Below are 26,019 nucleotides of genomic sequence, written 5' to 3' on the forward strand. Positions count from 1 at the left end.
ACCGTTTTCCACATCCGCTGTCGTCCCCGGTCTTCGATTGGATTTTTTATTTTTCACGGCTGACCAGCATCTCGATCAGCTCTTCGAGGAATTCATTCTTTCCAGGCAGGGAATAGAGGATATCAACCGCCGTCTCCGAAAGCTGTTTGACATCATGCTTCGATTTCTCGATTCCCTCCAATGTCACATAAGTGGTTTTATTGTTTTTCTCATCGCTCAGAACCGGTTTTCCAAGCACCTCCTGGCTGCTGGTAACGTCGAGAATATCATCCTGGATCTGGAACGCCAGACCGATCGCCGCCGCCATACGCTCTACTGTCCCGCACTCAGCTTCGCTCGCGCCCGCCATCACGGCTCCGATCACCATCGAAGCCTCCAAAAGTGCTCCCGTCTTTAAACGGTAGATAAAATCCAGCTTATCCTTCGGAATCGGCTGATTCGTCAGTTCCACATCCACCGTCTGACCGCCGATCATGCCGTAAATACCCGTTTTTTCGGATAAAATCTGGATACAACGTCCCACCTTTGCCGCATCCGGCGTCATCGCAAATGCCTTTACCGCCGTCTCGATCGCGTAGATCAGAAGGGCATCTCCCGCCAGAACTGCCATATCATACCCATATGCAACCCAGGTCGTCTTTTTGCCACGGCGGTACTTATCATTGTCCATACACGGAAGATCGTCATGAATCAGGGAAGATGTATGAATCATCTCGATCGCCGCCATCAGCGGCTCAATCTCTTTTCCCTGACCGCCAAACAGACGGTATACCTCACGCATCAGAATCGGACGAAGGCGTTTGCCGCCTGCCTTCACGCTGTAATTCATCGCTTCAAAGATCGTTTTCTGATGCCCTTCCTCTGCCGGAAGATAAGAATATACAATCTCTTCCGCTTCTTTGACTGCCTGTGCCAGCCGTTCCTTTGCATTTTCCATCTCTGTCACGCCTCCGTCTCCTCGCCGTTTACGACCATAATCTGTTTTTCAACCTTATCTATCTTTTCACTGCAGGCGCGGACCAGACGCATTCCCGCCTCATACGACGCAAACGATTCTTCCAGCGTGCTGCGGCTGTCCTCCAGCGTCCGCATAATGCCATCCAGACGGTCAAACATTTCCTCGATCGAAAGTTCTTCCTTATTTTCTTCCATCGATCCTGCCTCCTGTTTTATCTAATATACTCTCGGAATCTTTCCTGAAAGAAAACGTGTTCTCAAATCTCTCTGTTATGATTCACACGCAACACAATGAACCACTTTTTTACCCAGGCAGGTTTTCCTGATAAACCTCCCAGATCTCTGCCTCCACGCGTCCATCCGGCAGACGGACGGTCAGCGTATCCCCAGCTTGCAATCCTGTCACTGTCTCCACACGTTTTCCATCTGCATCCGTCACGAACCCATATCCGCCGCTTATCTTTTTTAACGGGGAGAGACCATCCATCCGGCTGCACACCAGTTCCAGACGATGGCGCAGATCGGACACCTTTTTCTCCATCTGGCGCGCCATCTTAACTCTCGCATCTTCCAGATACTGCCGTCTCTCATTTAACTGGCTCTGCGGACTGTGAAGCTGCAGGCGCAGACGAAACTGCTCCAGGCGATAGGCATACTGCTCCGCCTTCTGCTCCATCCGCTTCGTCATCTGCTGTGCCGCCGCAATGCACTGCTGCTCAAACAGGTGGTAATCAAAAACCGCCAGTTCTGCCGCCGCCGAAGGAGTCGGGGCACGCAGATCCGCCACATAGTCCGCGATCGTAACGTCTGTCTCATGCCCGACCGCCGAGATTACCGGCGTCCGGCACGCAAAAATCGCCCGCGCCACACTCTCCTCATTAAACGCCCACAGATCCTCAATCGAACCGCCTCCGCGCCCGACGATCAGCACATCCAGATGCAGCGCATCCAGGGTCTGGATCGCCCGCACGATACTCGGCGCTGCCCCTGCTCCCTGCACCAGTGCCGGACAGAGGACAAGCTGCACGTAAGGGTTCCGCCGTCCCGAGATATTGATAATATCCCGGATTGCTGCGCCGGTGCTCGCCGTCACGATACCGACCGTTTTTGCATACTTTGGGATCGGCGTTTTATATTCCGGGGAAAACATCCCCATTTCTTCTAATTCATTTCTCAGTTTTTCAAAGCGCCGGAATAAATCGCCCGTGCCGTCCAGCGTGATCTCGCTGGCATAGAGCTGGTATCTTCCATCCCGCTCATACACTTCGATACTGCCCTTGACGACCACCTGCTGTCCTTCTTCCAGACGGAACGTAAGTCCCTTCCGCCTACTGGCAAACATAACTGCCTGCATCGCTCCCAGACCGTCTTTCAAGGTAAAATAAATATGACCGGACGTATGATATTTGCAGTTAGAAACCTCGCCCTTGACCGAAATCCGGTTCAGGGCAAAGTCCTGTGCGAACATATTTTTAATGTATGCATTAACCTGCGAAACCGAATATACGCCAGCCATCGCTTATACCAGCTTCGCTAAAATGCCGTTGATAAATGCCGGTGAATCATCGCCGCCGAACTTCTTCGCCAGCTCGACCGCCTCATTGATCGCTACCTTCTCCGGTACATCGTCATCGTGCTTGATCTCGTATAATGCCAGGCGCAGGATCGTCAGTTCCACCTTGCCCATACGGCGGGTAGTCCATCCCTGTGCAACCCCATCGATTGCCTTGTCAAGCTCCGGAAGCACATCCAGAATCTTCTCAACCTTGCTCTTTACGTATCCGCCGTCAAAGGTGTCTAACATCGGATTATGGATGATATCGCCGATTCCGCTCGGAACATCGTCCTCCTCTTTCGGCTCTGTAAAATATACATCCACCTGCTCCTGCATCTCATCCGTCGGGTAAAAATCCGCACAGAAAAGCAGCTTAAAGCAATGTTCTCTCAGTTCTCTTCTGGTCATACTAATCCTCCTGTTACCTGTTTCTATCCGTCTGATACGCCCGATTTGCTGCCTCGGTATCGCAAATATCCCTTTCGTAATCCGCCGCAATCGTTTTCTGAATATCCACAGTCTTTCCTGCATAATTGTTATATTTCTACTATTCTAATGTATCATTATACCGTATCCCCGGTTTTTTCACAAGAGTTTGAGAAAAAGAATCCGCCAAAGTTACTGTTCACGGGTAGGCACTTTTGGAACCGAAAGTGCCGTAAGAAAACGTGGTGGCAGCAGGAATTTGCCGTATTTAAATGCGAAGCCACGGCAAATTCCGTCACTGGGCACGTATGCGTGAACAGTAACCCGCCAAAAAAGCGGCATCCCTGCTGAAGCAGAAACGCCGCTTTTATATCGTTTACAATCTTATCGATTGCTTATGCTATCCAATTTTTATTCATCCACGCTGTAGTTCGGAGCCTCTTTTGTGATGTGGATATCATGCGGATGGCTCTCTTTTAAGGATGCTGCGGAAATCTTGATGAAACGTCCAGTCTCCTGAAGAGTCGGAATATCCGATGCGCCGCAGTAACCCATACCAGCACGCAGACCGCCGAGCATCTGGAATACGGTATCTTCTACCATTCCCTTGTATGCAACACGTCCTTCTACACCCTCCGGAACGAGTTTCTTCGCATCGCTCTGGAAGTAACGATCCTTGCTGCCGTTCTCCATCGCTGCGATGGAACCCATGCCGCGGTATACTTTGTATTTTCTTCCCTGGTACAGTTCAAAAGTTCCCGGGCTCTCGTCGCATCCTGCAAACATGGAACCCATCATGCAGACGCTGCCGCCTGCTGCGATCGCCTTCGTCAGATCGCCGGAATACTTGATACCGCCGTCTGCGATGATCGGAATGCCGTACTCTTTGGCAACTGCGTAGCAGTCCATAACAGCGGTGATCTGCGGAACGCCGATACCTGCTACGACACGGGTCGTACAGATGGAACCCGGTCCGATACCAACCTTGACCGCGTCAACGCCTGCCTCGATGAGAGCTTTTGTTGCCTCTCCGGTCGCTACGTTACCTGCTATTACCTGCAGATCCGGATATGCTTCCTTGATCATTCTGACACAGTGAAGAACATTCTCAGAATGTCCATGTGCAGAGTCGAGAACAACTACGTCTACTTTTGCTTTCACCAGGGCTTCCACACGATCCAGCACGTTTGCAGTGATACCTACTGCCGCGCCGCAGAGCAGACGTCCCTGTGCATCCTTTGCAGAGAACGGATACTTGATCTGTTTCTCAATATCCTTGATAGTAATAAGACCCTTGAGGTTAAAATCCTTGTCCACGATCGGAAGCTTCTCGACACGTGCCTTGGCAAGAATCTTCTTTGCCTCCGTCAGGGTGATGCCCTCCGGAGCGGTAACCAGATGCTCAGAAGTCATGCACTCTTTAATCTTCTTGGAGAAATCTTCCTCGAACTTGAGGTCACGGTTTGTGATAATACCAACCAGTTTTCTTCCCTCTGTGATCGGAACACCGGAAATCCGGAACTTGCCCATCAGCTCATCCGCATCCTTTAATGTATGCTCTGGGGATAAATAAAACGGGTCAGTGATTACACCATTCTCAGAACGTTTTACTTTATCGACCTCCTCAGCCTGCGCCTCGATCGACATGTTCTTGTGAATAATACCAATTCCACCCTGTCTTGCCATTGCAATCGCCATGCGGTGCTCTGTAACCGTATCCATGCCGGCACTCATCAGGGGGATGTTCAGCTGAATCTTCTTGGTCAGATGTGTCGTCAAGTTTACCTGATTCGGAATAACCTCAGAATAGGACGGCACAAGCAGGACATCATCAAATGTAATGCCATCGCCAATAATCTTACCCATTATATTACCCTCACTTTCGTAAATTTTAAACACTGGACATTGAAAACTGTCTGATGTTAATAATTGATTTTAGCAAGTTTTTTGAAATATGTCAACCGGAGAATAAAGGGGTTGACGATAGAATTTACTTACGCCATTTAATTAGTGTATCTTATAAATAATACCAATCAGATAAGTATTAATAATGCAGTCATCCTTAGCCTCATTTCCCTGCCAATTTTTTCACCAAAAAAGAAGGACTGCCACACCTTCGCATAGCAGTCCTTCTCTCCCCTGGCAGCTGCCTGTCAGAGATTCTTTCTATAAATTACCATTTTTATTTTCTACATTCGATACTGCATCTCTGATGTAACATCTTCCGCCATTTTCCGGCTCTCTTACTTACATCATGCCGCCCATGCCAGCGCCTGCTGCCGGACCTGCCGGTGCATCTTCTTTGATGTTGGCAACTGCGGACTCGGTTGTAAGCAGGGTAGATGCAACGCTGGTTGCGTTCTGCAGGGCACTTCTGGTTACCTTTGCCGGATCCAGGATGCCTGCTTCTACCATATCTACGTATTCCTCATTGTAAGCATCGTAACCTACGCCTACCGGGGACTCTTTTACCTTGTTGATGATAACAGAGCCTTCCAGACCTGCGTTTGCTGCGATGTGGAACAGCGGAGCTTCCAGAGCTTTCAGGACGATACGGCCGCCGGTCTTCTCGTCGCCTTCCAGTCCGTCTACTACCCTCTGAACTTCTGCTGCTGCGTGAACATATGCAGATCCGCCGCCTGCGATGATGCCTTCCTCAACAGCTGCCTTTGCTGCGGACAGGGCATCTTCCATACGCATCTTAGCTTCCTTCATCTCAGCCTCGGTCGCTGCACCAACACGGATAACGGCTACGCCGCCAGCCATCTTAGCCAGTCTCTCCTGCAGTTTCTCACGGTCAAAATCAGAAGTGGTTTCCTCAATCTGAGCCTTAATCTGAGCCACACGGTCTGCGATGGCTTTCTTATCGCCGCAGCCATCTACGATGATGGTGTTCTCTTTCTGAACTTTAACGGATTTCGCACGACCAAGCTGATCCATGGTGGTATCCTTTAATTCAAGTCCCAGTTCCTCGGAAATAACAGTACCGCCGGTCAGGGTTGCGATATCCTTTAACATTTCTTTTCTTCTATCGCCGTAACCCGGAGCCTTCACACCAACAACGGTGAAAGTACCTCTCAGCTTATTGACAATCAGGGTGGTCAGCGCCTCGCCCTCAATGTCCTCAGCGATGATGAGCAGCTTGGAACCAGACTGTACCAGCTGTTCCAGCAGCGGCAGAATCTCCTGAATGTTGGAGATCTTCTTATCGGTAATTAAGATGTACGGATCGTCCAGAACGGCTTCCATCTTCTCCATATCAGTTGCCATGTATGCAGATACATAGCCACGGTCAAACTGCATGCCTTCTACCAGATCAAGCTCGGTCTTCATAGTCTTGGACTCTTCAATGGTAATAACACCGTCTTTGGAAACCTTCTCCATCGCGTCTGCTACCATCTGGCCTACTTCCTCATCAGCGGAAGAGATAGCAGCGACTCTTGCGATATCTGCCTGGCTCTTAACGTCCTTCTTCATGCCTTTGATTGCCTCTACGGCTGCATCTGTGGCTTTCTTCATACCCTTTCTCATGATGATCGGGTTAGCACCTGCTGCCAGGTTCTTCATACCTTCGTTGATCATCGCCTGGGCCAGAACGGTTGCGGTTGTAGTACCATCACCAGCTGCATCGTTGGTCTTGGTTGCTACTTCCTTCACCAGCTGTGCGCCCATGTTCTCAAACGGGTCTGCCAGCTCGATCTCCTTCGCAATGGTCACACCATCGTTGGTAATGAGCGGAGCACCGAAGGATTTATCCAGAACTACGTTTCTGCCTTTCGGTCCTAATGTAACTCTTACGGTATCTGCTAACTGATTTACGCCCGCTTCCAGGGCTTTTCTGGCTTCTACGCCATATTTAATTTCCTTTGCCATGGTTATCAACCTCCATAATTTTCTTGAATAAACGTTCCGATCAGCATCTGTCTTCCAGACATCCTGCCCATCGATTAACCGATAACAGCCAGAATATCATTCTGTTTTACAATGACATATTTCTCATTGTCCAGCTCAACTTCTGTGCCTGAGTATTTCGAATAGATAACTTTATCGCCAACCTTTACCTGCATCGTGATTTCTTTTCCATCTACCACTCCGCCAGGACCAACCGCGATTACCTCTGCCTGCTGCGGTTTCTCTTTTGCCTGACCCGGAAGAACGATACCTGATTTGGTCGTCTCCTCTGCAACTAACTGCTTTAATACAACTCTGTCAAATAATGGTGTTAACTTCATTATTGGCTCCTCCTTATCCATCCAAATTTATTCCATCTGATTGCTTTTCTTTCGTAATCAGATATGTATCTTCTTCTTACGAAGTATGTTATAACACGTTCTGTTAGCACCGTCAAGTGTTGAGTGCTAAAATTTTAGTAAATTTTACGGGGAGAACTGAAATATTCCATTTCTCCCCGTTCTATTAATTGCTCTCCTCAAATGCCTTAATCGCCGCAACCGTTTTCTCATAACACTCTTTTACCGATGCAAAATCTGCCTCGTATCCGGTCAGTTCTCTGCCTCTCAGTTTTTCGGTCAGCGCTGCGCTTACCTCATAGAAGGCATCAAAGCCCAGGTTCAGACAGATTCCTTTCAGGGTATGTGCCGCGCGGAATGCTTTCTCCGCATCCTTTTCTTTTAATCCATCCTCCAGATCCTGAAAGCTGGAATCGCTCAGAAACTTGATGGCAAATTTTTCCACCAGCGCCACACCTCCAAAGCGTTTCTGAACTCCTTCAAAATCCCCGCCCATTTCTTTGTAGCATTCCTGAATTGTCATGACAGCCTCCTGTTATTTCTCTTCCTCAGTTTTCATACGGCTCAGCTCCTCGCCCGCAGTTCCATACTCTTTTTCAATCGCCTGCGTCACCGCGCCGAAAAACTTCTTCTGTGAATTGTCATAATGTTCAAATTTCTTATTTTTTCGCTCCGGATCACTCATCTCACTCCGGTATGCTGCCTCCTGCAGCTCCTTTTTAATAGGATCCTGAATCTCACACAGGCACTCAAGCAGGAGCGGGTTAAATGTACCACACTCTCCGTTGCAGATCATCTGCACCGCCTCCTCATGAGAATAAGCCTTTTTATAGACGCGCTCACTTGTCAGCGCATCATACACATCCGCCAGCGCCACCACCTGCGCTGAGATCGGGATCTCCTCCCCTTTTAGACCATCTGGATATCCTTTTCCATCATAGCGCTCATGGTGCCAACGGCAGATCTGGTACGCCACTTTCATCAGCGGCTCATCCTCATACATCTGAAGATTCGCAAGCATGTCCGCACCGATCACTGTATGTTTTTCCATGATCTTACGCTCCTCCGGCGTCAGACGACCCGGTTTATTCAAAATCTTCTCGTCAATTCCGATCTTTCCGATGTCATGCAGGGATGATGCCGTGCTGATCAGCATCCGGTTCGACCAGGACAAGGGATATTTGTCCGTCTTCTTGACGAGCTGTTCCAGAATCATCGTCGTCAATATATTAATATTGAGTACGTGCATACCGCTCTCGCCATTTCGAAATTCCACGATCTCGCTCAGAACACTGATCAGCATCCGGCTATTCTTCTCTTTCTCAAAAACCTGGTTCGTCACCATTGCCACCAGGCGGCGCTGTTTCGCATACAATTTGATCGTATTTAAGACACGCCGGTGTACAACCTCCATATCGAACGGGCGCTTGATATAATCAGAAACTCCCCACTCATACGCCTGCTTGATGACCTCGCCCGAATCTTCGCCCGAAATCATGATAACCGGGATATCCCCGATCAGGTTGTTGCGGTTCATGTATTCCAGAACCCCGAAGCCGTTCATCCCAGGCATGACGATATCGAGAAGAATCAGGGAAATCTTCGTCTCATAACGGTTCAGCATGTCGAGACATGCTGAACCATTTTCTGCCTCCAGAATCTCGAATTCGCCTTTCAGCATTTCTGAGAGAATCATACGGTTCATCTCCGAATCGTCCACGATCAAAATGCGGTAACGACTCGCATTGCGCCGCCCGGCTACCACGATCTCCTCCGGTGTCCACTGTCCATCTTTCTCAGTCACAATCATGTTCTTGGAGGTCTTCGCCTGATACATAAATTCGTCCGCCCGGCACATCGCCTTCCCGACTGTCTCCCCGTTCGTCAGCGTACCGCCGATGCTGACTGACAATTTCAGTTGCGGATATCCTTCAACACTCATGTTGCAGATCAGATCCTGTATCCGATGCAGCTTCTCAACAAATGCCTCCAGACTGATGCCCGGCATCACAAGCAGGAATTCATCCCCGCCATAACGCACCAAGCGGTCCGTCTTACGGATACAGCTTATAATCGCCGCCGACACCGTCACCAGCACTTTATCGCCCGCCACATGCCCATATATATCATTGTAGGTCTTAAAATCATCCAGATCGAGCATCGCGATACCGGCATCCATCCGCTGCTCTTTTAACTGATCTTCAAAATATCTCCGGCTGTAGCTCCTCGTCAGTGCATCCGCATACAGCTCGCGCCTGTAGTGTGCAAATTTCTTAACGAGTGCTTCTCTTCCCTCTGCGTCAAGAAGTGTCTCATCATCCAGACAGGAAATCATCTCCACCACACAGGGAACTCCATCCACCTCCAGATACTTCGCGATGACCTGATACATCTTCAGACCGATAAATTCAAGCTTCATGCACTGTCCCTTCATCGCAAGCGCGCGCTGTGCCGCACAATTCTCACAATTCTTTCCTTTTTCCCAGAACGAATAGCATTTGCAGTCCTCGGATCGGAGTTCCCCGTTCCTCACGTCCATCTTATGGAGTAGATCTTTATCTAAAATACGTACAACCGTAAATATCCTTTCCATCTGTGCAATCATTTGTTCCAATTCCTGCGCCGTCATCTTTGTATTCAAATTCATCATTTTATTTTTATCACCACCTAGCAAATATATAATTTTATTCTACATGATTTCCGGTATGACAACAAGCATTTTTCTCATGCTTCCTGTACATAATTACCGCCCCTGTGTTACTGTTCACGCATACGTACCCCGTAACACGTGATTCACACACTTCCCGTTGTTCACAAAAGATTCCCTTTATTTTTTAGGCGTTTCGTATTACAATAAGGATATCGAATCGTATAGAGAGGAGTATCAACCATGGCAAAAAAACATTTTGGTAAATTACTGACACTGGCAGCTATCGTCGGCGCTGCAGCAGCTGGTGTTTCTTACGTCTTACAGTATAAATCATTCCACAAGGAACTGGATGAGGATTTCCACGACTTTGAAGATGATTTCGATGATTTTGACGATGCCGGCGATAAAGAAGCTTCCAAGGCTTCTGATACAGCTGCCTCCGAACGCAGCTATGTTTCCTTAAATCCGGAGAAAAAGGAAGCTCCGGCTGAGACTCCAGAGGAAACTTCTGAACATTCTGAGGAAAGCGAAAAAGCTCCGGCTGATGCAGATGTCTCTTCCGAAGAACCAGTCAAAACAGAAACCGTCCGCGCAGATGCTCCGGTTTCCGAGGACGGCGAATCTTCTTCCGAGAAAGAAGATTCCGACGCAGCCCCGGATGACAGCACAACCGTGACGGTTGAGGAAATCACAGAATAACACAGGAGGATTCTTTGCATGATACAAAGTCTTCTCCGCGCGATGGAACTTCTGGAACTTTTAAAAGAAGCCAACCACAAATATTCCATCGCAGAACTTTCCGAATCAACCGGGCTTCCGCCCAGCACAATCCACCGGATTTTGCAGACATTTTGTGAAAAAAAATACGTGATCCGCGATGAACACGCGCACACCTACCAGCTTGGTCCCGCCCTCATCTCTCTCGGTCGGGCGGCGGCTGACAATGTGCGGATTCAGGATGCGGCGCTTCCGATTCTCAAGAACCTCTCCTACTGTACCCGTGAGGATTCCTATCTGATCATCCAGGTTGGCGACAAGGGACTGGTACTTGACAAAACGGACGGTCCGAACCACCTCAAGGTCGTCGAAGAATTTGGCTATGAGATGGATCTGCACTGCGGTGCGATCCGCAAAGCGCTTCTGGCTTTCCAGAGCGACGAATACATCCGCCGCTATCTGGACACACGCTTAACCCGTCCTGAGGCATTTCCAAAGGCGGATCCCGCAGAATTGGCAGAAGAACTCCGCACCATCCGTGAGAAGGGCATTGCCGTTTCCCACGGCGAATACGTCCCGGATGCAGTCGGGATCGGTGCTCCCATTTACGGTATTGACGGACGCATTTCCGCTTCGGTCGGAATCATCGCACCGTATTCCCGTATTGAAGATGACACACATCTTCTGCACCTGCAGGATCAGGTCCGCCACAGTGCGGCAGAATTATCCTATTATATGGGACATACATTTAAGCAGGAGAAATAAAGGAGATTTCACTTTATGATTAATAAACGCTTATTTTTAGCAGGCTTAACAACCGGTCTTCTCTCCCTCTCCGCCGCTTTCCCGGCGATGGCAGGAAGCTGGAAAAATGGAGCTGGTGACAATGCTGCCCGCTGGTGGTACGACAACGGTGACAACACCTGGGCGGCAAATGGCTGGCGCTGGATCGACGGCAACCAGGACGGCGTCAGCGAATGCTACTATTTCGACGCCGAAGGCTGGCTTCTAACCTCCACCACGACACCGGACGGCTACACTGTAAACGCAGACGGCGCCTGGACGGTAAACGGCATCGCTCAGAGCCGCCAGACCGCGGCTTCCAATGAATTCGATAACGAAAGCTGGGACGATTTCCAGAACAGCTCCTCCAAAAAGACGAAAAAAACAGCCACCAGCTCCAGCAGGACGCCAGATTCCGGAAGCTCTGACTCCAGCACCGGCTCATCCGAAGATTCTTCCAGCGATGATAGCAGCAATTCCAACGGAAGCTCCGGCAGCCACAGCAATTCCGGAAGCTCCGGTCCGTCCAAAGAAACCTCTTCTACTTCCGGAGACAAAAAGCCGGATGCTCCAAAGAAGAACTCCAAACAGGAACCAGGCAGCGGCTACCGCCAGGGGTCTGTGACGGATGAGCAAATTGCAAATAATAGTTCTTCTGACTCCACTAAGGAATAAATAAATGTATGCCGCAAGGCGCACCAAACAAACGCCCCCGCAAGAAAATCTCCTGCGGGGGCGTTTCTATCTCATCATTCAGTTTCCCAAACGAATCTTCTATTATTTCTGAAGTGCAAGAACGTCAGCGAATGCCTGAATAGCAGTGCTTGCCTGACCGAAGTCTCTCATCTGCTGGTCGATACCCAGTTTGATGTGCGGAACGCCTGCATCGTTCAGAGCTTTCTTCAGGTATGGATACTCCATCTCCTCCGGATCACAGAACTGCTGCATAAACAGTACCAGACCCTGAGCGCCGCTCTCTTTAACCATGTTAGCTACGAACTCACCACGACGGTTCTTGTCAGATTCCGGATCGTACAGAAGTACTTCGTAATCGATGTTAGCGAACTGTTTAGCCAGTGCTCTAACCGGATCCAGCTCGTCTTCCGGAGCGTCTACACGGAAGGAACGTGTCTCATGTGCTACATCATCTGCAGCGATAGCGATGTTGTTCTCTTCGAAGATAGAAAGCAGCTTCGGATTATCACAGATAATACCGGAGGTAACAACCTTGGTTCCCTTCCAGTCACAGACAGGAAGTTTAGCCAGCTCTGCGTTCAGCTCGTTCAGCTTTGCAGTGTATTCCGGCTTCTCCATGAAGTAGAATGCCTTCAGAACTGCGGAACGTTTGGTTGGTGTGATAACATCACAGTGCTCGTTAGCCAGTTTTACGAACTCACGGCGAGCTGCACGGCTCTTGTTGTATACAACGATAGCATCCTGGATGTCAGAATCAGTAATCTTTCTTCCAGCGATCTCTTCCAGATCAGCTTTTACATGGTTGTACTGATCGATACAGAACTGAAGACCAAACTCTTCGAAACGGTTCTGCGGATGAGCTAAGAAGATAACTTTCATCTTGTCGCCCATAGCTACACGGAAGTTCTGGCTCATCGGACGAAGAGTATCACAGATAGTAGGTGTGATAATACCGTCTAACTGATCCATAGTTCCATCCAGCAGCATCTCCAGAGCTAACTGAGCGATGGTGCAGTAGAAAGTAGCGCAGTACTCTTTTGCACGGCTGATGGTCTTAGTGTTGGAACCCCACATCCCCATCGGAACGATACCAGCGGCATATACAAGCTCTTCCGGAGCGTAGTAAGGAAGAACACCAACTACTTTTTTGCCCTGAGCTTTATATTCAGCAAGCTGCTGCTTCGGAGTTGCAGCTTTTACCTTAAATTCTTCTAATAATGCGTTAACACTCATGGTTATTTAGCCTCCTTTGCCTGCTTATTTGCTTCCATTGCCTCAACCAGACCCTCTACACGAGTCTCGTACTGAGCAGCATTGAAGTTACGCGGGTCAGCCTGATCGCCGTCGAAACCAGCACACGGGATACCCAGGTCAGCAGTAAAGCGACGCTGCATCTCAGCCATGTAACCACTCCACGGTTTACAGCTTCTGTTGTAGTGAACCAGAACGCCATCTACCTTGTTATCACGGCAGATGCCTTCACGCCAGTCAACACCCTGCTCGATGCAGACAGAGTTCGGAGCTTTGTAGTAAGCACGAGCCATCTCATCGATGTTGTTGTAAACGAAACCGAATGCCGGAGCATATACAACGGCAGTAACGTTTACACCGTGGGTCTTCAGCGGTTTGAACAGAGCCGGCAGTTTCGGCCAGCACGGAATACCCTCGAACATAACACGGTATTTCTCCGGGAACGGAGTTGTGGTCTCACCCTTCTTAACTGTCTCTTCCAGGTCTTTTGCAAGTAATTCAAAAGCATCACCAGCAGCTACAGTAGCACGTGCAGTTACAACGTCTGCCATGTGGTTGAACAGGTCAAATCCACTATATGGAGCCGGTTTGTACTGCAGGAAATCACAGACTTTCAGCCAAGCCTTAGCGGTACGGTTAGCGTTTGCACAAGCCTGCTCGAACTTCTTCTCGTCGAACTTCTTGCCTGTCAGCTCTTCCAGCTGTTTGATCGCTTTGTCGAACTGAGCGCGAACATATTTAACATTCTCATCATGAACTTCTACTGTATTGTTGTACGGGATATCGATCATGATCAGCGGAATGTTGCACATACGAGCGATGTTCTCATACCATTTTGTCATACAGTTACAGATGTTGTTGCAGCAAAGAACGAAATCCGGCTGCGGAATACGCATCTGACGAATCGGAGAAATAGCCTCAAGACGTTTCTCTTTTTCCGGACCATCCGGGAGTTTTTCAATCTCAAGCAGGTTGTCCAGCTGCAGATACGGAGTCTGAGTCTTCGGATCCTTCTTCGGTTTTCCGTCTTCACCCATCACTACGTTGCCGTCAGCATCTTTTAATGGTTTACCTGTGCTCGGATCGATGATGTATTCACCAGTCTCCGGATCATACTTACGGGATACACGTACACCAGCTGCATATGCAAGGCTGATACGAGCGTAACCGCAGATATCGTTGTCATATCCAAGATCCTCAGCTGCCTGGCACATCAGCTCACCGTAACGGTTAGCTGCGATACCAGCTGCCTGGTTCTCCGGATACATAACGTGTAAATCAAATGCTGCTGCAAGCTCACACGGGAATTTGGAAGAAGACCATCCAACTAACTCGCCTCTTGCTTTGGCCTCACGCGCCTCTTTGTGTACGTCATCTACGACTTTACGAAGCGCAAGAACACCAGGACTAACTTGTTTTGCCATAATAATTATCCTCCATTCTTAAAAATTAACTTAGTTACTTCTGACGGCTGGCTACCTGATATGCCATCAGGGCTGCGCCAAGCGCGCCGTTATACTGTGTCAGCGGGGATGTACAAATCTTTACGCCAAGCTCAGCCTCAAGCGCATCTACTACGCCCTGGTTCTGAGCCACACCGCCTGTCATAACGACATCCGGCACTACACCGATTCGGTGGGCAAGACCCGTGACACGATGAGCCACTGAACGATGAATACCGGCAATGATATCACATTTATCCGTTCCCATCGACAACTGGCTTATAACCTCACTCTCTGCAAAAACCGTACAGGTGGAACTGATTCCTACCTGCTTCTTGGACATAGCGCCAAGACGGCCTAGATCACTTACCTCAACTTCGAGAACGCGAGCCATAACATCCAGGAATCTTCCGGTTCCGGCTGCACACTTATCGTTCATCTGGAAGTTTGTCATGACACCGTCCTCAACGCGAAGAACCTTCACGTCCTGACCGCCGATGTCAATTACGGTATGAACCTTCGGGAAAAGGAAATAAGCGCCCTTTGCATGACATGACAGCTCACTCATCTGCTTATCGGCAATTCCGTCCATCAGAGATGTACGTCCATAACCGGTAGCCAGTGTGAATGCCATATCTTCTTTCTTGAGGCCTGCATCTTCCAGAACTGCCTCGATGGCACGGCTTGGACCGCTGGTACCTGCTCCAACGTCAATCAGAGACTTACCTACGATCTCCTTTCCATCCTTCAGGATGATACATTTGGAAGCTGTAGAGCCTACGTCGATACCTAAAGTGAAAATTTCGCTCATGATGTATCTTTTTCCTTTCAATACTGACTTTCTATGCCTGATTTTTGTTTCAACGATGTTTTGGCAGATCCGTGCTATCACATCGTCTCCACCCATCATAATACCACAAAATCAACTAAAAGTCGCTGTAAAATCTTGAAAATGTTATAAAATAATTCTTAACAAAACTATTACTTATTACTTATCTGCCTGAGTATACCAATAAATCGAGCAAAGGTTCCAGTTCCTTTGCCCGATTTATCTGCAAGCATCCGGCAAAACGGTTCATTTACAGTCATACAGACAAGCCGCTTCGCCAGAGCCTCACACTATTCACACTATCAATTTGTTACTTATCACTATTTACACTATCACTGTCAGCCGCGTACTTACGCGCCTTCTCTTTTTAAAATGTTATCTTAGCGGCACCTATCACAATGCCGTTTTAATTTGATAATTATTTACCGTAGTTGATGAACTCACGAGTAGATCTCGGAGCCAGCATCTGATGCATCGGGCAGATAGCCTGAGCATTCTGATAATAAGCCTCAGTAAATGCCTGGATGTACGGACGAAGATCGGTCAGATCTACGATCTCATCAACCATACCCTGTTTTGTACAGTATTTCGGACGAGATTTGTCTGTGTACATCTGGATCATAGCGTTCATCTTGTCGATGATCGGCTGAAGCGGCTCGCCAGCTTTTTTAGCTTTAACAAGCTTTCTGGAGTACATAGCGTTTGCAGCGGTCTCACCCGGCATTACGTAGTACTCGCAAGCACCTGTACCGATAGAGAATACGTTGGTGTTGTTGCCCTGCGGACCACCCAGAACGTAGTGAGCAGCAGCACTTGCCTTACGAAGAGTAACCTCCAGAGACGGAAGCTTAGCATTCTCGATAGAGTAGATCAGGGACTGACCTAAACCAAGCAGCTCTGCCTTCTCAGCGTCATCGCCTACATCGATACCTGTGGTATCCTGCAGCCAGATAACCGGTGTCTTATCACGAGCACACAGAGTAACGAACTCGTTCATCTTAATCAGACCCTGACGGTACAGCTTACCACCGATACCTACAGAACCCTGTTTGTACTCCGGATAGTTCATGAGTAAGCCCTGTACGTTAGCGATAACACCAACCAGAAGGCCGTTAACTTTTGCAAGACCAGCAACGATCTCCGGACCGTAGCCTTTCTTGTACTCGAAGAACTCACTGTTATCGAACAGACGGCCGATTACATCGTAGATGTCGTACGGACGTTTCTGGTTCATCGGGATGATGCTGTACAGATCCTCAGCCGGAAGCTGCGGAGCCTTCGGGCTGTCAACACGGAAGAACTCCAGGTTGAAGCACGGAAGGTAGTTGATGTACTTCTTGATTCCCTCGATAACGCCTAAATCATCCTCGTAAACTTCACGGAAGAATCCGGTCTCATCATAGTGGATCGGCACGGAACCCGGAGCCGGAACGTGATGTTTGCTGTTCTCGATCTGAGCGTTAACGATCTGCTCTGCTGCTTCCTCATCGATGTAACCCTTCGGGTTCATACCGGAAAGGATACCAGCGCCACCAACTGCCATGTTCGCATCTTTATGAGCGATCAGGATAGTCGGGGAAATGCTGTGGTAACCACCACCTGCCGGGTTGGTTCCGTAGATACCTACGATAACCGGAACACCAAGCTGGTTTAACTCAGCGTTGCGGAAGAACGGTGTACCACCACCACGACGGTTCGGGTATACTTTGTCCTGATTCGGGAACTCAACGCCTGAGCAGTTTAACAGGTATACTAACGGCAGATGCAGCATCTTAGCGGTATCTGCAGCACGGAGCAGGTTATCTGCCTGTCCCGGAACCCAAGCACCAGCCATCTTCTTGTTATCAGAAGCGATGATGTAAACCCATTTGCCATTTACACGGCCAAGACCATTCAGAACGTTAGTTGTCTGGAAACGGTTGTCTTCCGGATTGTAAAGGCTGTTTAACGGGCACCATGTACCTGGATCGATCAGGGCGTTGATACGCTGTGTAGCGGAAAGCTGTCCACGTGCGTTTAACTTCTCTTCGGTTGTGATACCAGCATCAAGAGCCTGCTTAATGGACTCATGGATGTCGTTCTCAACAGCCTTCAGTTCCTGCTCGTTTTCCGGATTCGGATTAACCAGAGCTTTACCAACGGTAGGCATATTCTGGAAATATCCTGGCATTGAATACATATTCATGTCTTCTTTTCTCCTTATAAAATAAAAAATAAAAATGGTTATAAATGAATTGCTTGCGGGACAGTTCGTCTCCTGTCCCGCCTGCAATCAGTAACTAATTAATCGACAGAAATGATATCTGTCTTGATTCCCTATGGAAGGCTAATTACTTAGTCTCCTTCGGAACTTTGATGAATGCCTGACCTGGGTCGATCTCTTCACGAATAACGCGGATGATCTCCGGATCCGGACCTTCCATCAGCTGAGCTCTGGAGGTATCGATCTCGAAACCAGTGTTCTCCTGAACCATTTCCGGAGAGGAGAATGGATAGTAGTAAGCCAGGTACATTCTCTTGGTCTCTTCGTCGAATTTCATGATACCAAGATCGGTAACTACCATCTGCGGTCCACGGTTGCCCGGAAGACCTGCTCTCTCACGTCCGCCAGGGCCGTCCATCCAGCCACAGCTTGTGATGTAGTCAACATGCTCCATGAATCTTCTCTTCTGATGCTGCATCATGATGATGGTGTTGCAGAAGGTAGCGATTCCGTTTGCACCGCCAGAACCGGTGAAACGTGTGGTAGGTTTAACATAATCACCCTTACCAAAGATACAGGTAGAGTTAACGTTTCCGTACGGGTCGATCTGAGCGCCACCGATGAATGCGATCATACGATCAGCATCATGTAACCACTCATTAGCCTCGAAACCTACGAAACGAACGTTTGGCCACTGTACTGCACAGTGAGCCATGAAACGGTTGTCACCTACAGAACGCGGAACCTCGATCGGAGAACAATCCATAAGACCACTCTCTACGATCGGATGGCAGCTCGGGCAAACAACACGTTTTGCCAGGGATGCACCGATTAACGGAAGACCGGTACCAACGATAACGATCTGATTTTCTTTAATATTTTTTGCGATGGCGTAAGCCTGCATTTCCTGCTTTGTATACTTTGTATAATCAGCCATTTTAGATTTTCCCTCCCTCAATTAATGTCTGGTAGAATAGCCAAGATGCGGCTCATTCTTAAGGTTCATGAGGCGAGCGCCGCCCAGTACGTTGAGCAGATCATCCTGATCCTTGCATCCATATACATACTTCTGAAGGTAATCCTTGAAGGTCTCCGGAATCTTGGTGCCGTCAGCAGCATCTTTTGCAGCCTGTGCAGCAACTTCTGCAGCTTTTGCAAGCTTCTCATCTTCCGGCTTAGCAGCAGCAGCCTTAGCAGCTTTGTCTGCAGCCTTCTGAAGCTGTGCCTTAGCATCCTCAGCGTCAAGGTACTTGGAAGCCTTGTCGTACTCTTTCAAGCCCTTATCATCATCATCATAATAGCCGTAGCACTGTGCCGGCCAAGCACCGTACGGTGCACGAACAACGGCGTCTACACACTCACCAAAGATTCTTGTCTTGGTTGGGTCACGACGGATATACTCATCACTTACGATCTCCTCGCAGGTAACGATACAACGTTTTGCAGCTACAGCGATATCTACGTCATGGAACTCATCACCATCGATGATACAGGTTCCATCCGGAGATGCCTGCTGAACATGGATGATAGCGCAGTCAAGCTTCGGAACCGGAACAGCCAGCAGCTTCTCGCCTGGCTCAAGCGGGTTCTCGATCTCTACGCATTTCAGGTTGTCAACACCTTCCATGGTTCTTCTCTTCTCTTCGCTGATACCCCAGAACTTAACAAGTCCGGAGCCCTGCATCATACGTACCGGCAGGTACGGAAGACCCAGAGATGCAGCATGAAGCTGAAGCATCAGAACGTCCTGAGAATAATCCTCATATGTAAGCTCACCCTTCTCGATAGCTGCACGGAAACGACGAGCTACGTTGGTGTAACCAGAGTTTGCAGTATAGCAGTTGATGTAGGCTCTCACACGGCCCTCACCGATTAACGCATCCCAGTCACCACCTGCCGGGCCAGACCAGCCTACAAAACCAGTTTTACCCTGACGAAGGATCTCGTAAACTGCTGCATACGGTTTACGGTTTGTTGTAAATCCGCCGAGACAAAGTACATCGTTGTCACATACATACTTTTCTACGGCATCGTGTAAAGACATTACTTTATTAGCCACAATAAAGCCTCCTTTAAAAAAATTTTCTATAACTACCTATATAAATAAGTAAAAACGGGATCCGGTACTTCCGGCGCTGCGGTCTTTCGCAGGCCAGATGCAGCCAGATCCCGGCTGCAACAGCCAAAAATCAATATTCGATTAACCGAAAATCAGCATGAAGAAACCTGCTGCTACGGCAGAACCGATAACACCTGCTACGTTTGGTCCCATAGCGTGCATCAGAAGGAAGTTGGTCGGATTCTCTTTTGCACCAACTGTCTGAGAAACGCGGGCAGCCATCGGTACAGCAGATACACCAGCGGAACCGATTAACGGGTTGATCTTGCCGCCGGTTACAGCGCACAGCACCTTACCAAGTAGAACACCTCCGATGGTAGCGAATGCGAATGCAAGCAGACCCATGCAGATAATAGCGATGGTCTGAACACGCAGGAAGATCTCGCCGTTTGCGGTTGCACCTACGGTAGTACCAAGCATGATAGTTACGATGTTGCACAGTGCGTTCTGAGCTGTATCAGAAAGACGCTCTGTAACACCAGATTCACGAAGCAGGTTACCAAGCATCAGCATACCAAGCAGCGGAGCTACGGACGGAAGAAGCAGGGAGCAGAACAGTACTACGAATACCGGGAATACAATCTTCTCAACCTTGCTTACCTTACGGAGCTGCTTCATAACAATGGAACGCTCTTTCTTAGTGGTAAGAAGCTTCATGATCGGCGGCTGAATCAGCGGAATCAGCGCCATGTAGGAGTAAGCGGCAACGGCGATCGGAGCAACCAGATCCGGTGCCAGGTTGTTAGCTACATAGATAGCGGTCGGACCGTCTGCACCACCGATGATACCGATAGCAGCTGCCTCACCTACTGTAAACAGACCAGTTGCGTTAGCCAGCATGAATGCAATGTAGATACCAAACTGAGCAGCTGCACCAAGCAGAAGGCTCACCGGGTTTGCAATCAGCGGACCAAAGTCTGTCATGGCACCTACTGCCATGAAGATCAGACACGGGAACAAACTGGACTTAACACCGCCGTAGATGATACGCAGAACACCTGCGGTATACCACGGCTCGCTTTCCTTCATCAGGTCAGCCAACGGCAGGTTTGCCAGGAACATACCAAATGCAATCGGAAGCAGAAGAAGCGGCTCGAACTGCTTTTTAATTGCCAGGTATAATAATACAAAAGCAATGAGAATCATTACACAGCTTCTCCAGGTCAATGCTGCGAAACCCGACTGTGCAAGAAGCTCTTTTAATATTTCAAAAAAGTTCATTACCTAACCTCCTAGTTCAGAGCAACCAGAGCAGCTCCTGTATCAACAGAATCGCCAGCCTTAACAAGGATCTTGCTGACTGTACCGTCTGCCGGAGCAACGATCTCAGTCTCCATCTTCATGGCTTCCATAATAACTACTACTTCGCCAAATTTAACTGCCTGTCCTTCAGATACTTTGATGTTCAGGATTTTACCTGGCATCGGAGCTTCTACGGTAGTTGCGCCCGCCGGAGCTGCTGCCGCCGGAGCCGGAGCTGCTGCCGGTGCCGGAGCTGGAGCCGGTGCTGCTGCAACTGGAGCCGGAGCCGGTGCTGCCGGTCTCTGTACCGGTGCGGATACCGGAAGAACCGGAGCTGCCGGAGCTGCTACACCATTACGATCCAGAGATTTGTAAGCTTCTAATTTTTCTACTTCAACTTCGTATTTCTTTCCATTGATCGTAGCAACATATTTCATAATTCTTTACGTCCTTTCGAATGTTTATCATTACTGTTCACACATGTGTGCCCAGTAATGGGATTTTGCCGATGCTTTGTATTCCAAATCGGCAAAATCTGTTGCCTGAACTGTATCATACAGAATTTTCAGTTCCGAAAATTCCTTTTTGTAAACAGTTGCTATTTATCATAGTATCGTCTATTAGTTCAGGGTAACCAGTGCTGCACCTGTGTCAACGGCGTCGCCTGCTTTGACAAGAATCTGTGCTACTGTACCGTCTGCCGGAGCAACGATTTCAGTTTCCATCTTCATAGCTTCCATCACGATGACGGTCTCACCAAACTTAACTGCCTGTCCTGCAGATACTTTGATGTTCAGGATTTTACCTGGCATCGGAGCCTCTACGGTAGTTGCACCTGCTGCCGGTGCTGCCGCCGGAGCTGCTGCTGGTGCAGGAGCCGGTGCTGCTGGTGCAGGCGCCGGTGCTGGAGCTGCCGGTGCTGCCGGTGCTGCTACTGGAGCCGGTGCTGCTGCCGGAGCCTCGCCGTAACGCGGCATTGGCTCGTATGCATCGATTCTTTCAAGTTCTACTTCGTACTGTTTTCCATTGAGGGTAGCCGTATACTTCATAACTGCTCTAACCTTCCTTTCGATTTCCTTTCATTCCTGTTTCTCATTACTTAACTTCTGTCACGCTCAAGATCTTAAACTTGTCTGTCGGCAATCCGAGGTCATCCCCGATCGTTGCCATCAGCACGGCAAGTAATTCCTTATCAGCTTCATCCGACACAGCCGGTGCTGCTTTCTGTGCTGCGGCCGGGGCCTTAGCACCATCAGAAACAACGGAGCGGAGAATCTTGGAAATTACCATAATTGCCAGAGCCAGACAGATCAGAGCCAGGAAAACTACCGAAAGACCCAGCAGAGAAACGATAACTGACTGCCCGAAAGGCATAGTTGGTTCAGTCCACATTGTGCATTGCACCTCCTTATTTATTTTAGGTTCTGCTTTCTTTGTGAAAAATTATACTTATAAAATTCCACCAGTAAGATTCCGTATTGTGGAATGCATTCCATTTTTGAAAGCAATTTATAAGGGGCTTTTCCCCTTAACTGTAACAAGTGAAGCCACAGATTGACATGATCAGCTCACTTTACTTAAATTATAACAGTAACCCCCCTGATTGTCAACCAAGCCTTTCATAAATTATGCACAAAAAGCAGGGTGTTTTATTAGCAAAAACAACCTGCTTTTTATAGGTTATTACTACATTTTTCTACATTTTTCTTAATAACCCCCGGAAGAATCGCCAAGACCTCTCAAGCATTTTGCTCATATTCTAAAATGTATTCTGAAAGTCCCGTTCTCTCCTTTTTTCATCAGAACAAAGCCGCTTTTTTCTGTATTTTTTTATACATTTTCAAGAGTTGTTCTCGATTTATTTCGGAAGCTTGAAAGAGCTCTTCAGCGAAACAATCCGGTTGAAAACCGGTTTGCCCGGCTCGCTGTCGCGGCAGTCCACGCAGAAGTATCCATTGCGGACGAACTGAAAGCTCTCAAATGCTTTTGCCTCTTTCAGACCCGGCTCTAAGTAACACTCTTTCAGAACGCGCAGGGAATTCGGATTTAAGTTCAGCGTTCCATCTGCATTGAGTTTGCCCTTTTCTTCGTCTACCAAGTTCTCATAGAGACGTACTTCTGCTTTCAGCGCAGTCTGTGCTGCTACCCAGTGAATCGTACCTTTTACCTTCCTTGCATTGAAGCCGGAACCACTCTTCGTCTCCGGATCGTAGGTACAGTGAACAACCGTTACATTGCCGTCTGCATCTTTCTCGCATCCGGTGCAGGTAACAAAGTACGCGTTCATCAGGCGGACCTCATTGCCCGGGAAGAGACGGAAGTATTTCTTCGGTGGTTCTTCCATAAAGTCCTCGCGTTCGATGTAAAGTTCTCTGCCAAATGGAATCTTTCTGGAACCAAGTTCCTCGTTCTCCATATTGTTTGGTGCATCCAGCTCCTCGATCTGTCCTTCCGGATAGTTGTCGATAACAAGCTTGACCGGGTCAAGAATTGCCATCACACGGGACTTCTTTAATTTCAGATCCTCGCGCAGGCAGTACTCTAACATTGCACTGTCGATGGAATTGTCTGCTTTGGAGACACCTGCCAGCTCTACAAAGCGGCGGATGGATTCCGGCGTGTAACCTCTGCGGCGCAGCGCTGCGATGGTTACCAGACGCGGGTCATCCCAGCCATCTACAATCTTATCCTCTACCAGTTTCTTGATATAACGTTTTCCGGTAATGACGTTGGTCAGATACATCTTCGCAAACTCAATCTGGCGCGGCGGGTTCTCAAACTCGCACTCTCTTACGACCCAGTCATAGAGCGGTCTGTGATCCTCAAATTCCAGCGTACAAATCGAATGCGTGATGTGCTCAATTGCATCCTCAATCGGATGAGCGAAATCGTACATCGGGTAAATGCACCATTTGTCCCCGGTGTTGTGATGATGCATATGGGCTACACGATAAATAACCGGATCACGCATATTGATGTTCGGGGATGCCATATCAATTTTCGCACGCAGTACCTTTTCGCCATCCGCATATTTGCCTTCTTTCATCTCCTCAAAGAGCTGTAAGTTCTCCTCGATGCTGCGGTTGCGGTATGGGCTTTCCTTACCAGGATTGTTAAAATCACCGCGGTACTCGCGGATCTGATCAGCTGTCAGATCGCAGACGAATGCTTTTCCCTTTTTAATAAGAAGAACTGCACACTCATACATCTGCTGGAAATAGTTGGATGCAAAAAACAGGCGGTCCTCAAAATCAGCGCCCAGCCATTTTACATCCTCGATGATCGACTCAACAAACTCCGTCTTCTCCTTCGTCGGGTTGGTGTCATCAAAACGGAGATTGAATTTTCCGTTGTATTCTTTTGCCAGTCCAGAGTTCAGAATAATCGATTTAGCGTGTCCAATATGAAGATATCCGTTCGGTTCCGGAGGAAATCTCGTCTGGACATGATCGTAAACGCCCTCTGCCAGATCTTTGTCAATCTCGCGCTCGATAAAGTTCTTGGAGACAGCCTCTTCCTTCTCCTCTCCCTCTGCCAATGGTTTTTTATTTTCTTCCATATACATTCCCTCCGTTGTTTCTTTTCGTAAATTGATACTGTTGTTTGAGTCAAATCAAACAGTTTTATTTTTTATCATATCACATTTTGGAGTTTTCGAAAAGGGGATATTTGCCCACAAAAAAGGAAGCGCCGCGGGAGGACACTTCCTTTTCTGATTTTCAATTTTTAAGCATCTTTATTATGGCAATTTAAGATGTCCTGCGTTCGCAGGTAATTGTACTTCTTCTTATTATATATGTGTTTTTATGCGATTTTACTTATGCGTTTGCAAGAGCCTCGCCCAGTGCCTCGCACTCAGCACCTGCTGCCTCGTCCGGCGTTGCGTTGCAGATTACCGGCTCGCAAGCCATGGTTACGCCCAGAGTCATGCAGTCGCTCTCCCAGGTACGCATCCACTCGCCGTCGCCCCATCCGTAAGAACCGAATAATGCAATCTTTTTGCCAGAGAGAACCGGGCTAACCTCGTCGAACATCGGCTGGAACTCAGACTCCTCTAACTGTTCAGCCCCCATAGACGGGCAGCCAAATGCGATTCTGTCATACTCGCCAGCTTTGTCAGCGCCAAACTCTGCGGAAGTAAATAAATCAGCCTCGCCACCCGCTTTCTTAACGCCCTCTGCTACGTAATTTGCCATAGCCTCTGTGTTTCCCGTTCCGCTCCAGTATACAATTGCTACCTTGCTCATTTTTATTTCCTCCTTGTGAATAATTTACTTACTTAGATTTATTATGCGGCTTTTACAAGCTGAATAATCGGTGTCCCCTGACGGTATTTCTCCCGGCACACTTCCGTGCATTCCCGGTATGAATCAAACCGCCGTTTTGCTTCCTGCGGGTCGCCATACGTCTTCCAGTAACCGCTGCAGGTATAATTTTTTCCCTGATTTTCAATGAATCCAACAACATCCTCAAGCGGATACCCCAGGAAAATGCCAATCTCATGTGGAAAATCATGTTCCAGACAAAGCCGGTTGGAAAGCTGCTTCAAAAAGCCATCGACCGTCTTCTGCATCTGGTAACCAGACTTTTTTAAAAAGTGCTGTACAGATATTTTACCCAGAATAAAGCGAAGCCATTCCTCGCGGTACACCAGAATCAGAAACGCGCCCGTCCGGCTGCACTCTTTAAGCGCCCGCACCTGAAGCCCCGACGGTTCCAGTTCCCGGTTCCAGAAATCAAGCGCTTCCAGGAGTTTATCACGGTTCTGCGGCTGATAGCGGAACAAGTTCGACGGTTTGATGCCACGAAGAGTCGGCGCACACACCTCTACGAATACTTCTTCAAACAATCGTTCCATCTTCCTGCCTCCTGACTGCTTCTCTTAGTTAGCCATATCTA

The 26,019-nt window shown here is 48.6% G+C and carries 25 protein-coding genes; 3 read left to right on the forward strand and 22 right to left on the reverse strand.

What is annotated here, in order from left to right; translation table 11 throughout:
* Positions 1-46 precede the first annotated feature (46 nt).
* The 9 genes from C7U56_RS04365 to C7U56_RS04405 form a co-directional block, all read right to left on the reverse strand.
* On the reverse strand, positions 47-937 hold the full coding sequence (locus tag C7U56_RS04365) for a polyprenyl synthetase family protein (protein WP_107000450.1): 891 nt from the start codon (positions 935-937) through the stop codon (positions 47-49).
* A gap of 5 nt (positions 938-942) precedes the next feature.
* A complete protein-coding gene (gene xseB / locus C7U56_RS04370) occupies positions 943-1,152 on the reverse strand; it encodes an exodeoxyribonuclease VII small subunit (RefSeq protein ID WP_107000293.1) in 210 nt (69 codons plus the stop codon).
* A gap of 109 nt (positions 1,153-1,261) precedes the next feature.
* Complete coding sequence (gene xseA / locus C7U56_RS04375; RefSeq protein WP_107000294.1) at positions 1,262-2,473, reverse strand: exodeoxyribonuclease VII large subunit; 1,212 nt, start codon at positions 2,471-2,473, stop codon at positions 1,262-1,264.
* A gap of 3 nt (positions 2,474-2,476) precedes the next feature.
* Positions 2,477-2,920, reverse strand: coding sequence for a transcription antitermination factor NusB (gene nusB, locus C7U56_RS04380; protein WP_107000295.1), 444 nt, complete (start codon positions 2,918-2,920; stop codon positions 2,477-2,479).
* Between the two features lie 429 nt (positions 2,921-3,349).
* Positions 3,350-4,804, reverse strand: coding sequence for an IMP dehydrogenase (gene guaB / locus C7U56_RS04385; RefSeq protein ID WP_022359938.1), 1,455 nt, complete (start codon positions 4,802-4,804; stop codon positions 3,350-3,352).
* Positions 4,805-5,185: 381 nt separating this feature from the next.
* Positions 5,186-6,811, reverse strand: a complete 1,626-nt coding sequence (gene groL / locus C7U56_RS04390; protein WP_107000296.1) for a chaperonin GroEL — start codon at positions 6,809-6,811, stop codon at positions 5,186-5,188.
* 74 nt (positions 6,812-6,885) lie between these two features.
* Entirely contained in the window at positions 6,886-7,170 is a 285-nt protein-coding gene (locus C7U56_RS04395) for a co-chaperone GroES (RefSeq protein WP_022359940.1), read from the reverse strand.
* 184 nt (positions 7,171-7,354) lie between these two features.
* Positions 7,355-7,711, reverse strand: a complete 357-nt coding sequence (locus tag C7U56_RS04400; RefSeq protein WP_107000297.1) for an Hpt domain-containing protein — start codon at positions 7,709-7,711, stop codon at positions 7,355-7,357.
* 12 nt (positions 7,712-7,723) lie between these two features.
* Positions 7,724-9,838, reverse strand: coding sequence for a diguanylate cyclase (locus tag C7U56_RS04405; RefSeq protein ID WP_333490942.1), 2,115 nt, complete (start codon positions 9,836-9,838; stop codon positions 7,724-7,726).
* 240 nt (positions 9,839-10,078) lie between these two features.
* Between C7U56_RS04405 and C7U56_RS04410 the strand changes: the two genes are divergently transcribed.
* Genes C7U56_RS04410 through C7U56_RS04420 form a run of 3 tightly spaced genes read left to right on the forward strand, consistent with a single transcriptional unit; the run spans position 10,079 to position 12,013 of the window.
* A complete protein-coding gene (locus C7U56_RS04410) occupies positions 10,079-10,537 on the forward strand; it encodes a hypothetical protein (RefSeq protein WP_107000298.1) in 459 nt (152 codons plus the stop codon).
* 18 nt (positions 10,538-10,555) lie between these two features.
* The gene (locus tag C7U56_RS04415; RefSeq protein ID WP_107000299.1) at positions 10,556-11,320 is read left to right on the forward strand and encodes an IclR family transcriptional regulator; all 765 of its coding nucleotides are present in this window, start codon (positions 10,556-10,558) and stop codon (positions 11,318-11,320) included.
* A gap of 15 nt (positions 11,321-11,335) precedes the next feature.
* Entirely contained in the window at positions 11,336-12,013 is a 678-nt protein-coding gene (locus C7U56_RS04420; protein WP_107000300.1) for a choline-binding protein, read from the forward strand.
* Positions 12,014-12,115: 102 nt separating this feature from the next.
* Here the strand turns inward: C7U56_RS04420 and hgdB are convergent, their stop codons facing one another.
* From hgdB to C7U56_RS04485, 13 genes are all read right to left on the reverse strand, one after another.
* The gene (gene hgdB, locus C7U56_RS04425; protein WP_107000301.1) at positions 12,116-13,267 is read right to left on the reverse strand and encodes a (R)-2-hydroxyglutaryl-CoA dehydratase subunit beta; all 1,152 of its coding nucleotides are present in this window, start codon (positions 13,265-13,267) and stop codon (positions 12,116-12,118) included.
* Between the two features lie 2 nt (positions 13,268-13,269).
* On the reverse strand, positions 13,270-14,709 hold the full coding sequence (gene hgdA, locus C7U56_RS04430; RefSeq protein ID WP_107000302.1) for a (R)-2-hydroxyglutaryl-CoA dehydratase subunit alpha: 1,440 nt from the start codon (positions 14,707-14,709) through the stop codon (positions 13,270-13,272).
* Between the two features lie 34 nt (positions 14,710-14,743).
* A complete protein-coding gene (gene hgdC / locus C7U56_RS04435; RefSeq protein ID WP_107000303.1) occupies positions 14,744-15,538 on the reverse strand; it encodes a (R)-2-hydroxyglutaryl-CoA dehydratase activase HgdC in 795 nt (264 codons plus the stop codon).
* 436 nt (positions 15,539-15,974) lie between these two features.
* Positions 15,975-17,741, reverse strand: coding sequence for an acyl-CoA carboxylase subunit beta (locus tag C7U56_RS04440; RefSeq protein WP_107000304.1), 1,767 nt, complete (start codon positions 17,739-17,741; stop codon positions 15,975-15,977).
* A gap of 145 nt (positions 17,742-17,886) precedes the next feature.
* On the reverse strand, positions 17,887-18,696 hold the full coding sequence (gene gctB, locus C7U56_RS04445; RefSeq protein WP_107000305.1) for a glutaconate CoA-transferase subunit B: 810 nt from the start codon (positions 18,694-18,696) through the stop codon (positions 17,887-17,889).
* Positions 18,697-18,717: 21 nt separating this feature from the next.
* A complete protein-coding gene (locus C7U56_RS04450; RefSeq protein WP_022359951.1) occupies positions 18,718-19,818 on the reverse strand; it encodes a CoA transferase subunit A in 1,101 nt (366 codons plus the stop codon).
* Between the two features lie 141 nt (positions 19,819-19,959).
* Positions 19,960-21,099 (reverse strand): sodium ion-translocating decarboxylase subunit beta, encoded by a 1,140-nt coding sequence (locus C7U56_RS04455; protein ID WP_022359952.1) that lies wholly within the window; start codon positions 21,097-21,099, stop codon positions 19,960-19,962.
* Between the two features lie 11 nt (positions 21,100-21,110).
* Positions 21,111-21,557, reverse strand: coding sequence for a biotin/lipoyl-containing protein (locus tag C7U56_RS04460; protein WP_107000307.1), 447 nt, complete (start codon positions 21,555-21,557; stop codon positions 21,111-21,113).
* A gap of 183 nt (positions 21,558-21,740) precedes the next feature.
* Complete coding sequence (locus C7U56_RS04465; RefSeq protein ID WP_107000308.1) at positions 21,741-22,169, reverse strand: biotin/lipoyl-containing protein; 429 nt, start codon at positions 22,167-22,169, stop codon at positions 21,741-21,743.
* Positions 22,170-22,215: 46 nt separating this feature from the next.
* Complete coding sequence (locus C7U56_RS04470) at positions 22,216-22,512, reverse strand: OadG family protein (protein ID WP_022359955.1); 297 nt, start codon at positions 22,510-22,512, stop codon at positions 22,216-22,218.
* Positions 22,513-22,978: 466 nt separating this feature from the next.
* Positions 22,979-24,679 carry a glutamine--tRNA ligase/YqeY domain fusion protein gene (locus tag C7U56_RS04475; RefSeq protein WP_107000309.1) on the reverse strand — a complete coding sequence of 567 codons (1,701 nt, stop codon included), beginning with the start codon at positions 24,677-24,679 and terminating at the stop codon, positions 22,979-22,981.
* Between the two features lie 259 nt (positions 24,680-24,938).
* Entirely contained in the window at positions 24,939-25,367 is a 429-nt protein-coding gene (locus C7U56_RS04480) for a flavodoxin (protein ID WP_022359957.1), read from the reverse strand.
* A gap of 41 nt (positions 25,368-25,408) precedes the next feature.
* Positions 25,409-25,978: a DUF3793 family protein gene (locus C7U56_RS04485; protein ID WP_107000310.1), complete on the reverse strand. Its 570-nt coding sequence runs from the start codon at positions 25,976-25,978 to the stop codon at positions 25,409-25,411.
* Positions 25,979-26,019: the final 41 nt, after the last annotated feature.

Origin of the sequence: Clostridium fessum (assembly GCF_003024715.1) — a bacterium.
In the GTDB taxonomy this organism is placed as follows: domain Bacteria; phylum Bacillota; class Clostridia; order Lachnospirales; family Lachnospiraceae; genus Otoolea; species Otoolea fessa.

Excerpts from the sequence above, each read along its gene's own strand:
- C7U56_RS04365 (WP_107000450.1), bottom strand. The coding sequence starts at position 937 with ATGGAAAATGCAAAGGAACGGCTGGCACAGGCAGTCAAAGAAGCGGAA.
- C7U56_RS04485 (WP_107000310.1), bottom strand. The coding sequence starts at position 25,978 with ATGGAACGATTGTTTGAAGAAGTATTCGTAGAGGTGTGTGCGCCGACT.
- C7U56_RS04405 (WP_333490942.1), bottom strand. The coding sequence starts at position 9,838 with ATGATGAATTTGAATACAAAGATGACGGCGCAGGAATTGGAACAAATG.
- C7U56_RS04470 (WP_022359955.1), bottom strand. The coding sequence starts at position 22,512 with ATGTGGACTGAACCAACTATGCCTTTCGGGCAGTCAGTTATCGTTTCT.
- hgdB (WP_107000301.1), bottom strand. The coding sequence starts at position 13,267 with ATGAGTGTTAACGCATTATTAGAAGAATTTAAGGTAAAAGCTGCAACT.
- gctB (WP_107000305.1), bottom strand. The coding sequence starts at position 18,696 with ATGGCTGATTATACAAAGTATACAAAGCAGGAAATGCAGGCTTACGCC.
- nusB (WP_107000295.1), bottom strand. The coding sequence starts at position 2,920 with ATGACCAGAAGAGAACTGAGAGAACATTGCTTTAAGCTGCTTTTCTGT.
- xseB (WP_107000293.1), bottom strand. The coding sequence starts at position 1,152 with ATGGAAGAAAATAAGGAAGAACTTTCGATCGAGGAAATGTTTGACCGT.
- C7U56_RS04475 (WP_107000309.1), bottom strand. The coding sequence starts at position 24,679 with ATGGAAGAAAATAAAAAACCATTGGCAGAGGGAGAGGAGAAGGAAGAG.
- C7U56_RS04455 (WP_022359952.1), bottom strand. The coding sequence starts at position 21,099 with ATGAACTTTTTTGAAATATTAAAAGAGCTTCTTGCACAGTCGGGTTTC.
- guaB (WP_022359938.1), bottom strand. The coding sequence starts at position 4,804 with ATGGGTAAGATTATTGGCGATGGCATTACATTTGATGATGTCCTGCTT.
- xseA (WP_107000294.1), bottom strand. The coding sequence starts at position 2,473 with ATGGCTGGCGTATATTCGGTTTCGCAGGTTAATGCATACATTAAAAAT.
- C7U56_RS04465 (WP_107000308.1), bottom strand. The coding sequence starts at position 22,169 with ATGAAGTATACGGCTACCCTCAATGGAAAACAGTACGAAGTAGAACTT.
- groL (WP_107000296.1), bottom strand. The coding sequence starts at position 6,811 with ATGGCAAAGGAAATTAAATATGGCGTAGAAGCCAGAAAAGCCCTGGAA.
- hgdA (WP_107000302.1), bottom strand. The coding sequence starts at position 14,709 with ATGGCAAAACAAGTTAGTCCTGGTGTTCTTGCGCTTCGTAAAGTCGTA.
- C7U56_RS04410 (WP_107000298.1), top strand. The coding sequence starts at position 10,079 with ATGGCAAAAAAACATTTTGGTAAATTACTGACACTGGCAGCTATCGTC.
- C7U56_RS04415 (WP_107000299.1), top strand. The coding sequence starts at position 10,556 with ATGATACAAAGTCTTCTCCGCGCGATGGAACTTCTGGAACTTTTAAAA.
- hgdC (WP_107000303.1), bottom strand. The coding sequence starts at position 15,538 with ATGAGCGAAATTTTCACTTTAGGTATCGACGTAGGCTCTACAGCTTCC.
- C7U56_RS04395 (WP_022359940.1), bottom strand. The coding sequence starts at position 7,170 with ATGAAGTTAACACCATTATTTGACAGAGTTGTATTAAAGCAGTTAGTT.
- C7U56_RS04440 (WP_107000304.1), bottom strand. The coding sequence starts at position 17,741 with ATGAATATGTATTCAATGCCAGGATATTTCCAGAATATGCCTACCGTT.
- C7U56_RS04460 (WP_107000307.1), bottom strand. The coding sequence starts at position 21,557 with ATGAAATATGTTGCTACGATCAATGGAAAGAAATACGAAGTTGAAGTA.
- C7U56_RS04400 (WP_107000297.1), bottom strand. The coding sequence starts at position 7,711 with ATGACAATTCAGGAATGCTACAAAGAAATGGGCGGGGATTTTGAAGGA.
- C7U56_RS04420 (WP_107000300.1), top strand. The coding sequence starts at position 11,336 with ATGATTAATAAACGCTTATTTTTAGCAGGCTTAACAACCGGTCTTCTC.
- C7U56_RS04480 (WP_022359957.1), bottom strand. The coding sequence starts at position 25,367 with ATGAGCAAGGTAGCAATTGTATACTGGAGCGGAACGGGAAACACAGAG.